The sequence below is a fragment of the Gemmatimonadota bacterium genome (assembly GCA_040882465.1).
Lineage (GTDB): Bacteria > Gemmatimonadota > Gemmatimonadetes > Longimicrobiales > Gaopeijiaceae > JBBEBG01.
This window is the reverse complement of the sequence record JBBEBG010000011.1, coordinates 26,374-37,649: the sequence shown is the minus strand read 5'-3', so window position 1 is coordinate 37,649 and position 11,276 is coordinate 26,374. Positions and strand designations below refer to the sequence as shown.

The 11,276-nt window shown below is 66.6% G+C and carries 18 protein-coding genes; 16 read left to right on the top strand and 2 right to left on the bottom strand.

Going from position 1 to position 11,276, the window contains the following annotated elements; translation table 11 throughout:
- The 9 genes from WEG36_03990 to WEG36_03950 all read left to right on the top strand — a co-directional run.
- Positions 1 to 283, top strand: a 283-nt coding sequence (locus WEG36_03990; protein ID MEX1256762.1) for an HNH endonuclease, incomplete at its 5' end; no start/stop codon positions are given.
- Between the two features lie 108 nt (positions 284 to 391).
- Positions 392 to 1,000: a DUF6338 family protein gene (locus WEG36_03985; protein MEX1256761.1), complete on the top strand. Its 609-nt coding sequence runs from the start codon at positions 392 to 394 to the stop codon at positions 998 to 1,000.
- 83 nt (positions 1,001 to 1,083) lie between these two features.
- Positions 1,084 to 1,437 carry an HNH endonuclease gene (locus WEG36_03980; protein MEX1256760.1) on the top strand — a complete coding sequence of 118 codons (354 nt, stop codon included), beginning with the start codon at positions 1,084 to 1,086 and terminating at the stop codon, positions 1,435 to 1,437.
- Between the two features lie 248 nt (positions 1,438 to 1,685).
- Positions 1,686 to 2,897 carry a Fic family protein gene (locus WEG36_03975; protein ID MEX1256759.1) on the top strand — a complete coding sequence of 404 codons (1,212 nt, stop codon included), beginning with the start codon at positions 1,686 to 1,688 and terminating at the stop codon, positions 2,895 to 2,897.
- Between the two features lie 579 nt (positions 2,898 to 3,476).
- Complete coding sequence (locus tag WEG36_03970) at positions 3,477 to 3,695, top strand: type II toxin-antitoxin system HicB family antitoxin (protein MEX1256758.1); 219 nt, start codon at positions 3,477 to 3,479, stop codon at positions 3,693 to 3,695.
- Positions 3,692 to 3,916 (top strand): type II toxin-antitoxin system HicA family toxin, encoded by a 225-nt coding sequence (locus WEG36_03965; GenBank protein ID MEX1256757.1) that lies wholly within the window; start codon positions 3,692 to 3,694, stop codon positions 3,914 to 3,916. The genes WEG36_03970 and WEG36_03965 overlap by 4 nt, the downstream gene beginning before the upstream one ends.
- A 560-nt stretch (positions 3,917 to 4,476) precedes the next feature.
- Positions 4,477 to 4,866 (top strand): type II toxin-antitoxin system RelE/ParE family toxin, encoded by a 390-nt coding sequence (locus WEG36_03960; protein ID MEX1256756.1) that lies wholly within the window; start codon positions 4,477 to 4,479, stop codon positions 4,864 to 4,866.
- On the top strand, positions 4,856 to 5,164 hold the full coding sequence (locus WEG36_03955) for an XRE family transcriptional regulator (GenBank protein ID MEX1256755.1): 309 nt from the start codon (positions 4,856 to 4,858) through the stop codon (positions 5,162 to 5,164). Before WEG36_03960 ends, WEG36_03955 begins: the two co-directional genes overlap by 11 nt.
- A gap of 305 nt (positions 5,165 to 5,469) precedes the next feature.
- Positions 5,470 to 5,715 (top strand): addiction module protein, encoded by a 246-nt coding sequence (locus WEG36_03950; GenBank protein MEX1256754.1) that lies wholly within the window; start codon positions 5,470 to 5,472, stop codon positions 5,713 to 5,715.
- A gap of 373 nt (positions 5,716 to 6,088) precedes the next feature.
- Here the strand turns inward: WEG36_03950 and WEG36_03945 are convergent, their stop codons facing one another.
- Complete coding sequence (locus WEG36_03945; GenBank protein MEX1256753.1) at positions 6,089 to 7,066, bottom strand: hypothetical protein; 978 nt, start codon at positions 7,064 to 7,066, stop codon at positions 6,089 to 6,091.
- Positions 7,067 to 7,347: 281 nt separating this feature from the next.
- On the opposite strand from WEG36_03945, the gene WEG36_03940 reads away from it, so the two are divergent.
- From WEG36_03940 to WEG36_03925, 4 genes are all read left to right on the top strand, one after another.
- The gene (locus WEG36_03940) at positions 7,348 to 7,659 is read left to right on the top strand and encodes a BrnA antitoxin family protein (GenBank protein ID MEX1256752.1); all 312 of its coding nucleotides are present in this window, start codon (positions 7,348 to 7,350) and stop codon (positions 7,657 to 7,659) included.
- Positions 7,660 to 7,819: 160 nt separating this feature from the next.
- Positions 7,820 to 8,158 carry a type II toxin-antitoxin system PemK/MazF family toxin gene (locus tag WEG36_03935; GenBank protein ID MEX1256751.1) on the top strand — a complete coding sequence of 113 codons (339 nt, stop codon included), beginning with the start codon at positions 7,820 to 7,822 and terminating at the stop codon, positions 8,156 to 8,158.
- A gap of 247 nt (positions 8,159 to 8,405) precedes the next feature.
- On the top strand, positions 8,406 to 8,993 hold the full coding sequence (locus WEG36_03930; protein MEX1256750.1) for a hypothetical protein: 588 nt from the start codon (positions 8,406 to 8,408) through the stop codon (positions 8,991 to 8,993).
- On the top strand, positions 8,994 to 9,587 hold the full coding sequence (locus WEG36_03925) for a hypothetical protein (GenBank protein ID MEX1256749.1): 594 nt from the start codon (positions 8,994 to 8,996) through the stop codon (positions 9,585 to 9,587).
- Positions 9,588 to 9,609: 22 nt separating this feature from the next.
- Here the strand turns inward: WEG36_03925 and WEG36_03920 are convergent, their stop codons facing one another.
- On the bottom strand, positions 9,610 to 10,041 hold the full coding sequence (locus WEG36_03920; GenBank protein MEX1256748.1) for a DUF6526 family protein: 432 nt from the start codon (positions 10,039 to 10,041) through the stop codon (positions 9,610 to 9,612).
- Positions 10,042 to 10,203: 162 nt separating this feature from the next.
- Here WEG36_03920 and WEG36_03915 point away from each other — a divergent pair, with 162 nt between their 5' ends.
- From WEG36_03915 to WEG36_03905, 3 genes are all read left to right on the top strand, one after another.
- Entirely contained in the window at positions 10,204 to 10,470 is a 267-nt protein-coding gene (locus WEG36_03915) for a hypothetical protein (GenBank protein ID MEX1256747.1), read from the top strand.
- Positions 10,467 to 10,634 (top strand): hypothetical protein, encoded by a 168-nt coding sequence (locus WEG36_03910; GenBank protein MEX1256746.1) that lies wholly within the window; start codon positions 10,467 to 10,469, stop codon positions 10,632 to 10,634. Before WEG36_03915 ends, WEG36_03910 begins: the two co-directional genes overlap by 4 nt.
- A gap of 160 nt (positions 10,635 to 10,794) precedes the next feature.
- A complete protein-coding gene (locus WEG36_03905) occupies positions 10,795 to 11,223 on the top strand; it encodes a hypothetical protein (protein ID MEX1256745.1) in 429 nt (142 codons plus the stop codon).
- Positions 11,224 to 11,276 lie beyond the last annotated feature (53 nt).

Genomic DNA, 11,276 nt, shown 5'->3' with positions numbered 1-11,276 from the left:
CATCGAGGACGGAGAGGATGCCGGGGGCCCGACGGTTCCGAACGGCCTCTCGCTCCGCAAGCTCCACCACGCGGCCTTCGAGCTTCACTTCCTCGGCATCCGCCCCGATCACCGGATCCTGATCCGCCCCGACCTCCTCGGCGAGAAGGACGGGCCCACCCTCCTCCACAGCATCCAGGAGCTCCACGACACGCGGCTCACCGCGCCTCGCAGGAAGGAGCTCTGGCCGGACCCGCACCGGCTCGAGGAGCGGTGGGAGCGATTTCGGAAGGAGGCGGGGTAGGGGGAAGTCTTCCGAAGTCCCAGATTCCCATTCCCGCACCCGAGTAAGGGCCATAGGCTCAAGCGGATTGGGAATGACTTCGGCTTACGGGTGTACAGGAGAGGCCTGGTGCCAGCGCTCGACCTCGAAACCCTCGAACTCTTTCTCTTCTTCGTCGTCCCCGGCTTCGTTGCCCTCAAAACGTACGAGCTGGTGATGCCGACCGACGCCGAACGCGTTGCCGATTCCATCGTCTCGCTCGTGTCCTTCAGCATGATCAACCTGGGGGTGATGTCCTGGCTCATCCTGCTCCTGAGCGGCCAATGGCCCGCGCGCCCGCTGCTCTACGTGTTCGGAGTCTTCGCAGTCGTGATCGTGTCGCCCGTGCTTCTCGCCCTTGGATGGTGGAAGCTCCACGCATTTCTCGCGGACCGCGGATGGGTCTTGCATCCGATGCCCACCGCCTGGGACTATTTCTTTTCCGCCCGCAAGACGCTCTGGGTTCTCATCCACCTGAAGACCGGGGAGAAGTACGGGGGGTTCTTTGGCCGACGGTCGCATGCTTCCGCGTATCCCACGCCGGAGAGCTTGTACCTGGAGACAGCCTGGCGATTGACCGAGAAGGGGGAGTTCCTGGAACCTGTTCCCCGTTCGGAAGGTCTTATGGTTCGTTACGCGGACTGCCACCTGATCGAGTTCTTCAGCCCGGAGAGGGGAAGCGATGTCCGAGAAGACTGACGATCGCGATGCAGCAGAACGAAGCTCGAAGTCGCGCCGTTCCGTTCCCTACACGCGTAAGGGTTGGCAACCGACAACCGGGGGTGACGATTCCTGGCCTCCCCAGGGTGGGTCCGGTGGGTCTTGGACGACGGAGAGGCTTCGAAAGCGTTCTTCAGAGCGCAGCCAGGGCACTTCGAAGAAGTAGACGCCGCGCACATCATCGAGGACCGAGAGGAGGAGGCGTCCCGACGGTCCCGAACGGCCTCTCCCTCCGCAAGCTCCATCACGCGGCCTTCGACCGTCACTTCCTCGGCATCCGCCCCGATCACCGGATCCTGATCCGTCCCGACCTCCTCGGCGAGAAGGACGAGGCACTCGACGACCTCGACTGCTCGACGACCCTGGACGCCGACGACATGGACCTCCCCTCCGAGCTCGAGGAGGTCGAGGCATGACGCACCGCGCGCCTCAGGGAAGGCAGCCCTACCTGCCTTCTGGCGAACCTGTAGCGTAACCAGTGGCGAACCTGTATCGCAGGGACGGGCGGCAGGGGATCGCAACGAGGCGCTCCGCACCCCGCCGGCGCCGGAGTCGGGTGACCTGGACGGGGAGTGACGGATGGGATCCTTGCATTCCTGACTCGGAACGCCCAATTAGTTCAGTATACATAGTAAACTGAACTAACTCCGGAGCATGGTTCAGCATGCGCGGTTGTTTCGTCGGAAAGACCTGGGTGTGGGACCCGAGCGTCTACGCCCCGTCCCGCTACCGCAAATCCTGCCGGTACGACGCGTTCGTCCCCGAGACTCTCGCGGGGAACGACTTCGCCCTCCCCGCCTCCGTGGCCGGCGTCGTCTCGGACGCCGAGCAGGCGATCATGCGTCTGAATGCCGGCGTGTCTCCGGCGCTCGCTCCCCTGGCGCGACTGCTGCTCCGCACCGAGTCGATCGCCTCTTCCAGGGTGGAGGGCATGCAGGTTGGGATCCGCGCGCTTGCCCGCGGCGAGGCGATACTCGAGACCGGTGGAAGGGTGGCTCCAACCGTCCGGGAGGTGCTCGGCAACATCGATGCGATGGAGGCCGCCATCCATCGGGCGGCCTCGGCGGGGCGGATCGGCGTCGATCACCTGCGCGAGATTCACGGGGAGCTGATGGCGGGGTCTCCCAACTCGCGGATTGCCGGAGTGCTCCGGACGGGCCAGAACTGGATCGGCGGCAACGACTACAACCCTTGCGGCGCGGACTTCGTCCCACCCCCGCCGGAGGACGTGGTGCCTTTGCTCGAAGATCTCTGTGATGCGATCGGTGAAGAGTCCCTCCCGCCGCTCGTTCAGGCGGCGCTGGTGCACGCTCAGTTCGAGACGATTCACCCATTCGGTGACGGAAACGGACGAACGGGGCGGGCGCTCATCCATCTCGTCCTGCGGCGGCGCGGAATCGCGACCTCATACGTCCCACCGATCAGTGTCGTACTCGCTGGCGAGCGGGACCGCTACATCGAGGGGCTGACGCGATTCCGCGAGGGTCAGATCGGGCGATGGGTGGAGCAGTTTTCCTCGGCGGCTGCATCGGCGGCCGGACTCGCATCCGCGTACCAGGGAGCGGTCGGTGCGCTCACAAGGACCTGGCGCGCGCAATTGTCGGCAGGGGCGGCGCCTCGTGCCGACGCAGCTGCATGGGCGGTCATCGACGTGCTCGCCGGCTACCCTGTGATCACGGCGCCGGTGGCCGAGGCCGTCACCGGCCGGGCCAAGGCGGCGATCCACAACGCCATCCAGCAGCTGGTGGAATGTGAGGTCCTCCTGCCCCTCTCCCAGTCCAAGAGGAATCGGTCGTGGGAGGCCGCGGGACTACTCGACCTCCTGGAGCGGCTCGAGTCGGGGCTTCCGCCGGAACCGCAGGTCAAGCCGACATGACCTTCCTAGGACGCCGCGCATATCATCGAGGACCGAGAGGAGGAGGGGGTCCCGACGGTTCCGAAGGGCCTCTCCCTTTGTAGGCTCCATCACGCGGCCTTCGAGCTTCACTTCCTCGGCCTCCGCCCCGATCACCGGATCCTGATCCGTCCCGGCCTCCTCGGCGAGAAGGACGGGCCCACCCTCCTACACAGCATCCAGAGGCTCCACGACACGCGGCTCACCGCGCCTCGCAGGAAGGAGCTCTGGCCCGACCCGCACCGGCTCGAGGAGCGGTGGGAGCGGTTTCGAAGGCGGGGCAGAGGGGGAAGGCCCCAATCGCCATTCGTAGGCCCACCAACCGAACCGATGCTTCCAAGCAGATGAGGCCACGCATCCGCGGTAGGTCAGATGTGGCCTTCCGTCGGCGGAACGATGAAGAAGACCATGCCCATGAAGGTTCCTGGTGTGGGCGTCCATGTGCTGTCGAGCAAGTTGAAGACCACGGTGAGAAGGCGCAGCTAAGTTATGCAAATCGCATAACCTCCCTAACCTTACTATAATTGGGGCATGGATCCGGTTTCGAATCCTTCTGCGCCCGTGACGGGCCGGGCGTTCGACGTCCTGATCGAGCGCGACGCGGAGGGCTGGTACGTGGCCTCCGTCCCGGCGCTCCCGGGATGCCACTCACAGGCGCGTTCCCTGGACGAACTCAGAGAGCGGATCCGGGAGGCTATCCTGCTTTCCCTGGAGGTCCGAGGGGATGACGATGAGCCCGCGGCGCTCGAGTACGTTGGAGTTCAACGCGTGACCGCGTGATCCGCCTCCCCCGGGTCTCGGCGGCGGAAGTCATCCGTGCGCTTGAGAAAACCGGGTTCGAGGTGAAGCGCATTCGGGGAAGCCATCCTTTCCTCGCCCATGCGGACGGCCGAGCGACCGTCATCCCGGTTCACTCGGGCGAGACGCTCGGTCCTGGCCTACTCTCCAAGATTCTGAAGGACGCCGACCTTTCCCGTGAGGACCTCGCGGGATTGCTCTGATTCCGTTCGAAGTTCCCCCGTGACCTTCCCCATCTCCGACACCTTCACCGATATCCTCGCCCGCCTGACCGCGAACGAATAGAAGGCCGTGAAGACGGCGGCCTTCGGTCTCCAGGTGGATCCGTCGCATCCGGGGCTACCTTTTCATCGCGTGGACCGCGCCAAATCCGGCGCACATCATCGAGGACCACGAGGATGCGGGGGTCCCGTCGGTCCCGAACGGCCTCTCCCCCTGCAAGCTCCATCACGCGGCCTTCGACCGTCACTTCCTCGGCATCCGCCCCGATCGCCGGATCCTGATCCGCCCCGACCTCCTCGGCGAGAAAGACGGGCCCACCCTCCTCCACAGCATCCAGGAGCTCCACGACACGCGGCTCACCGCGCCTCGCAGGAAGGAGCTCTGGCCGGACCCGCACCGGCTCGAAGAGCGGTCGGAGAAGTTTCGGAGGCGGGGTAGAGGGGGAAGGCCCCAATCGCCATTCGTAGGCCCACCAACCGAACCGATGCTTCCAAGCAGATGAGGCCACGCATCCGCGGTGCGCGAATGCGCTGGACAGCATATGCGATGGGGGGTATTGTTGCAATCGTGGGAGGTGGAGTTCACGGACGAGTTCGGAGCGTGGTGGTCCGAGCTTAGCGCGGGTGAGCAAGAATTCATCAATGCGTCGGTGCGATTACTGGAGGCACGCGGTCCGCATCTCCCCTTTCCCTATTCGAGCGGTGTCGAGTCGTCGCGCCACGGGCACATGAGGGAGCTCCGGATCCAACACGACGGTGAGCCGATTCGAATCCTATACGCTTTCGATCCGCGAAGGGTGGCGATTCTCCTCGTGGGCGGACCCAAGGGGGGCGACCGCCGCTGGTACGAACGAATGGTCCCGCTCGCCGACCGCATGTACGACGAGCATCTTGCAATGCTGAGACGGGAGGGACTCATCGATGGCGCGTAAGTTCAGCGAGCTGCGAAGTGGCATGTCCGCCGAGCGGCAACTCCGGAGTAGGCAGCGCGCGGAGGCGGCTCTCATTGAGATCGACCTCGCCGAGCTGCGGGGTCGCTTGGACATCACCCAGGAGGAATTGGCTTCCCGGCTCGAGATCGCGCAGTCGAACGTGTCGAGGCTCGAGCGGCGCCGGGACATGCTGGTGAGCACGCTCCGCGAAGTCGTCCAGGCCTGCGGGGGCGAGCTACACATCCTGGCGGAGTTTCCGGAGGGGTCCGTCGAGATCCGGCAGTTCGAGGAACAGTAACCAGCCTGATCTCCACCACGCGGCATTCGACCCTTACTTCCTCGGCATCCGCCCCGATCACCGGATCCTGATCCGCCCCGACCTCCTCGGCGAGAAGGACGGGCCCACCCTCCTCCACAGCATCCAGGAGCTCCACGACACGCGGCTCACCGCGCCTCGCAGGAAGGAGCTCTGGCCGGACCCGCACCGGCTCGAGGAGCGGTGGGATCGGTTCCCGAAGGCGGCGGGGTAGGGGGGCACATGCTACGAGCATGGGACTCAAAATGACATTGCCCTGACCCACCAATGCGGGCGAGATTTCCCACATGACCGACCGAGCCCGAACCGTACTCCGCGATGCTCTGGCGCTTGAACGCGACGAGCGCGCCGACATCGCGGCGGAACTCCCGGCCAGCCTCGACGAGGAGCCGGCTGAAGATCCGGCGGCCGTTGAAGCCGCTTGGGCCGAGGAGATCGAGCGCCGAGTCCGGCGTGCTGGATCCGAGGGGTCCGCGGGCGAGCCATGGGAGGAAGTGCGCGCTCGTCTCAAGCGCCGCTTCACTGAAGAGTGACACCGAGGCCCCGAACCGCCCTCTCCCTCCGCAAGCTTCATCACACGGCCTTCCACCGTCACTTCCTCGGCATCCGCCCCTAATCACCGAATCCTGATCCGTCCCAACTTCCGCGGGCCTCGACGCCGACTGGTCCAACCCATCCAACCATTCTACGCCCTCCCTTCTCCCATCACATTCGGTTCAGTCCCGGCCTGATTGCTGGGTCTTTGGCCCGTTGACAACTGCCAACGCACGGATGGCTTTTCATTGTCGGGGACGCGCCATCCGAAGCGAGCCATCGAGCTGGCCCTCCAGTATGCCGAAGCGGAGGGGTGCCCCCGAGAATCACGCGCGCCAGATCCGTCGCTTCGTTCATCATCACGGGCCGGCCTCACGGCGTGACCATCCCCTCCATCCGCACGACCTCGAACGCAGTGCTGGAAACCGTCTTCAGGGCGCCGAGCCGATCGTCGTCCCATCGGGAGTCCGGTGCCCCGCTCAGGTACCAGCCGGTGCCGTTGTCGGCCAGGAACATCCCGTAGCGCTTCAGCGCCTCCAGGATCACCCGGACCTCGGACGGAAACCGCGCCGTGTCGAAGTCCGCCTTCAGCCGGACCCGCATTCCCATCGGAGGGAGCGCCGGGTTGGTGCTGCTCGAGGCCCAGTGCCGGGCGGGCGGCACGTAGGCGCGCCGGGTGCTCGGGCAGGTGAAGCGCAGCGCGTGACGGATCTCTCCCTGCTCGACCGCCTCGTCGTATCGGACCAGACCGGGGAAGATCGGCAGGCCCGCCGCATCCGCGGACGTCCATCCCGCGGGGCGAAATGCGTTCGAGCGGAGATCGAAGATGGCTCCCGAGCCGGCGTGCCAACCCGTGCCCCCGTTCTCGGGCACGGCGGCGAAGAGCTCGTAGAGCATCCAGTTGTCCCGGTCCACGACCAGCACGTGCCGGTCGCCGTTCGTGCCGGATCCACCTTCGATCGGGGCATCGGCGGGAAGGGGATAGGGACCCGGATCGCTCTCGTCGTTGTAGCCGAACGTCACGGGCGCCCGGGGCTCGGACCCGTCCACCACGATGTACGGAATGCCGATGGGCGCCCCGTTCCACACCGTGCCGAAGTCGGGATGCAGATTGCGGATCCCGCAGCTTGCGATGAGCGCCTCGGACGCCGGATCCACCGGAGCGCCCGAGATGCCGGTGTTCCATGGATTGTCGGCGGGGAATGGACGCCATCCCTCGAGAGAGGCGCCGGGACCGAGGCCGGCTTCGGGCGGCTGCCCTGGGGTCGAAGGGGAATCGTCGCACGCGGCCAGAAGGGTTGCGAGGTGCGCAGCGAGGATGATTCCGGCCAGCGTTGGGATTCGCGTCACTGGGCCGGGACTCGCGTGAGAGAGGTACGAAGGGGTCTGCGTGCTCTCATGCAGGAGACGTGCCGCCGGAGGTCCTCGCCCCGCTTCCCCCCCCAGTGGGCTCACCCCGCCGATCACACCATGGGATCGCCCTAAGCGTGGCATGATCATCGAACCACGCTCCCGCGTCCTTTGCAATCGTATAGGCAAACGTATATACTTCCATTGTCTTCGAGTGGGACCCCGAGAAGAGCGACAAGAACCACGCCGGCGAATCATCTCAGCCCGGAGGAGCAATCTTCATGAGCGAAAAGCGTGCGCAAAAGCGGTCGCGACGAAGTGAGCGCCCGTCGCGCGGACGCGCCGATCTCAGAAGGCTCCGAAATCTTGCGGAAACGGAGATCGCCGATACGTCCCCACCCGAGCTCGCCAATCTTCCTGAGGATTTCTGGGAAGATGCGGAGGTGGTCATTCCGGTCCCGAAGGAATCCATCTCGATCCGGGTGGACTCCGACGTCTTGGCGTGGTTTCGGAAGGGCGGATCCGGTTACCAGACACGGATGAACGCGGTCCTGCGATCCTACGTGTCCGCGATGAAGGGCCGCGCGCAGTAAAGTCCCACGAAGCCCCGAACCGGAGCCAGGCAATCGAGGCGGCCGTCGCCGAGAAGCCGGAGCGGCTGGCCCGCACCCGACTCGCACGTGAAGCCGCGAAGCTCGATCGCGCCGAAGAGAAGGCGTTCGCAGAGGAGGGCATGGATTCGGAGCTCGCCTCGTGGCCCGAATACTGTGGGGCGACGTCCGCTGGGCCGACCTGAACCCCACCCGGGGTTCCGAGCAGGCGGGCCACCTTCCGGTCCTGATCCTCAGTCACGACGTCTTCAACGGGCGGTCGGGGACGGTGATCGGGGTCGCCCTCACCGGTCAGCCGCCGCGGGCAGGGTTTCCGCTTTCGCTGGCGTCCAGTGCGCAGGGACTTCCGAAGGAGTCCTGGGTCAAGATCAGCCAGATCCGGACTCTGGCGGCGGAGCGGATCGGGCGTCGCATGGCTCGGGCTTCGGCGGAGGAGGTCTCGCGGGTCGTCGAAGGATTGCACGAGATCATCGGAGACTGAGGGCCCGTCCCGGTCGATCGCACACTTGACCCATGTCCCGTCGCTACCTCGAGGTCCCGTGCCGCGGAGGAAAGTCTATCGCGGCGTAACGGCGCCAAACGCGGTCCCGGCACCTCGTTTTGCCGCCCAGCGCCCGCCTTCCTAACTTTGGAGTTCGGCCCCAGTGGCCGTCTGAGTCCCGAACCCCATTCGTGATCGCGCGCGGCGGGGCGACCTCCATCCAGTTTTTTCGGAGCGACTCGGAGCGATGCGGCCACTCTCGAAGGGCGGTTCCCCCTGGCGCCGGGCCTCCCTCGCCTGTTCGTTCGCGCGGCTGGGCGCGCTGCCCGCCGCCGCGCTGCTCGGCGCCTGCGACGGCGATTCGATCATCGGCCCCGCGGCCGAAGCGTGCCAGTCGCCGCCCTACTTCACGGTGCTCCCCGTTCCGGCGGCCGACCTCTTATACGTCCCGGTCTTCGGCGGCCTCGACGCGCCCGGCCACGTGCTCCCCACCGCGCACGGCGGGATGTTCCTCGCCCGCGAGGGGGTGCCGCTCCGCGCCCCGGGCGACATCGTGATCACCCACCTGCGACGCGTCCGCTACTCCGGACCGGAAGTCCCACCGGGCGAGGAGGACTTCGCGATCTTTTTTCGCGTCTGCCGCGAGCTGACAGGGTGGTTCGGGCATGTGGAGACGCTGGGGCCTGGCCTCTCCCCAGCGACGGTCACCTTCGGCCACTGCGAGACGTACTCCGTCCCCTGGGCGACGGTCGAATCGTGCGAAGCGCGAAATCTCGGCATCGAGGTACTCGCCGGAGACGACCTGGGCACGGGGGGGCCGGTCATCGACTTCTGAATGCTCGACGAGCGGGTCACGAACTTCTACATCTCGCCCTACCGCTTCGGCGGACCCAACCACGCCGTGTGCATGTGGGAGCAGTTCGACACCGCCAACCAGGCGATCTTCTTCTCCAGGCTCCGTGACGGGCTCCGGCCCGAGGTCGAGCCGACCGGCGAACCGCGGTGCGGGACCATGGAAGTGGATGTCGCGGGCACGGCGAAGGGGGTGTGGGCGGAGACGGGGGTCACGGGACCGGTCGCCGACGACGAGCGGCGCTACATTGCCCTCGCCGACTATCCGTATCGGCCCGAGCAGGAGCTGGCCCTGAGCCTCGGCCCGGAGTCGCTTGGCGCGCGCCTGGCCGTCGTGGCTCGGGAGACGACCGGCCGGGTGAATCGCGCGTTCGAGGCGGTCGGCAACGACGGGCTCATCTACTGCTACGGCCCGCAGGTTAACGGATTCGCGTCCTCGTCCAGTTGGCTCCTCCGGCTGACGGGCGCCGCGGAGCTTCGGATCGAGCACCTGATGCACGCGCCGGGCGCGTCGCCGTGCGAGGACGATCCGGCCTCCTGGGAGCTCAGCGGCGCCGCGGTGTCCATGGTGCGCTGACGGGACGGCGGGCCCCCCCTCCTCAAATCCTCTCCTCGTCCGCCCTCCACGCCTTCACCGCCCGCTTGATCGCCTTCCGGTCCGCGAATTCCCCCAGAAGCACCCGGCGCGCCAGGTCGGGGAGCTCCTCGTCCGAGGCGAATCGGGTCCCGATGAGCTGGTCGGTGGTGAAGTCGTCGATCCGCGCCGCGAGCTCCGGCGGCAGCACCCGCGCCATCCGCGCCCGCTCTTCTCCCCGAATCACCCGGTCCTGCACGCCGAGGGCGAAGGCCCGGGCGTAGAACGCCGCGAACGCCATGCCGAGGGCAAGGACGAAAAGCATCAGGCGATCCATCGCGAAGTCGGTGCCGAGGCGGTAGCCGAACCAGAGGAGGGGGATGACGATCAGGAGGAACGTCACGCGGTGGTATCCGGTGACGACGATCCCGTGGTTCTCGAAGTTCTGCTCGGGCATGGGGTCTCCGCGGGCGGGGGGAGGCGGGGTTCGGGTTGCGGCATCGGGCCTAAGGTAGCATGCGGCGAGCCATTCGGACGCCCTGTCGCGGGCGCCACCAAGGACGGTGATCGAAGTCGCGCTGAGTCCGCCCGCCACGCCCTCCTTGATCCCAACGCACACATGTGTGACAATGCACACATGGATGTGACCATTCGAAATCTGGACGAGCGGATCTACCGGGAAGCTAAGGCTCGAGCAGCCCTCTCTGGGCGGACGATCGGCGAAACGGTAAACGAGGCGCTTCGGGCCTACCTCGCGACCCCAGGGCCGATGCGAACGTCCGGGAGCCTCCGCGACCTCACGCCCGAGCCGTACCCGAAGGGAAACGAGCTTCTGAGCGAGCGGGTGGATGAGGTGGCCTACGGATCCCGGGACGGATCCCCTTGATCGTGCTCGACTCGAGCTTCCTCACCTTTCGGAGCGAGGGCGATGCGGCGCTCAGCCTGGTGGACGCGGCGATCGCCACGGTCGCGCGTCGCGATGCCTCGGGATGGGTCGCGACCTTCGATTCGGACTTCCGGGAGGTCCGGGGGGTGACGGTGGTGTCGTAGCGGGGAGGGTTTCAGGTGCCCTGAGGGGGGCTCCGGGCGTCGCATCGGCTTTCTCTCAGGACCGGACCCTTACACCTTTCTTACTGCAATTGGTAGAAGATCGCCGAGGCTCCACTTCGCGGAGATGATGATTTCCGGTTCACGGTCCAGGCGTCGCGCGGTGGCCGCGCTCACGTCGCTCGTATGGCTCCTCCTGGGAGTCGCGGACGCGGCGGCGGTCTCCGAATGCCCCCTGCACGAGATGGCCCAAGGGCGTTCCCATGCGGAAGCGCCCGTGGAAGTGAGCGCCTCTTCGACCGGCGATCCGCATGCCGAGCACGCGGCTCATGCGGCGGATGCCGAGCACACGGCCGCCGCGGCGACGGACGCCGGGACCGACCACAAGGGGGCGCACCACGACTGCGGATGCCGGCTCGTCTGTTGCGCGAGTGCGGGGATCGTCTCCGTGGTCCCCGCGTCGACCCCGGTGCTTCCGGCTCCCGAGATCGAAGCCCAAAACGTCGCCGTACACTCCGAAGCCGACGTTCTCCTCCCCAGCATCCTCCTGCCGTTCTTCCTCCCTCCTTCGAACGCCCCACCCTCTCTCTGACGGTTCCGTAGGTCATCCGCGTTCGCGCACCGGAGCACGCTCCGGGAAGGTCC

Coding starts and splice junctions, on each gene's coding strand:
- WEG36_03940 (MEX1256752.1), top strand. CDS start 7,348: ATGAGCGAAAAGCGTGCGCAAAAGCGGTCGCGACGAAGTGAGCGCCCG.
- WEG36_03920 (MEX1256748.1), bottom strand. CDS start 10,041: ATGCCCGAGCAGAACTTCGAGAACCACGGGATCGTCGTCACCGGATAC.
- WEG36_03925 (MEX1256749.1), top strand. CDS start 8,994: ATGCTCGACGAGCGGGTCACGAACTTCTACATCTCGCCCTACCGCTTC.
- WEG36_03960 (MEX1256756.1), top strand. CDS start 4,477: ATGCGATGGGGGGTATTGTTGCAATCGTGGGAGGTGGAGTTCACGGAC.
- WEG36_03955 (MEX1256755.1), top strand. CDS start 4,856: ATGGCGCGTAAGTTCAGCGAGCTGCGAAGTGGCATGTCCGCCGAGCGG.
- WEG36_03930 (MEX1256750.1), top strand. CDS start 8,406: ATGCGGCCACTCTCGAAGGGCGGTTCCCCCTGGCGCCGGGCCTCCCTC.
- WEG36_03975 (MEX1256759.1), top strand. CDS start 1,686: ATGCGCGGTTGTTTCGTCGGAAAGACCTGGGTGTGGGACCCGAGCGTC.
- WEG36_03915 (MEX1256747.1), top strand. CDS start 10,204: ATGTGTGACAATGCACACATGGATGTGACCATTCGAAATCTGGACGAG.
- WEG36_03950 (MEX1256754.1), top strand. CDS start 5,470: ATGACCGACCGAGCCCGAACCGTACTCCGCGATGCTCTGGCGCTTGAA.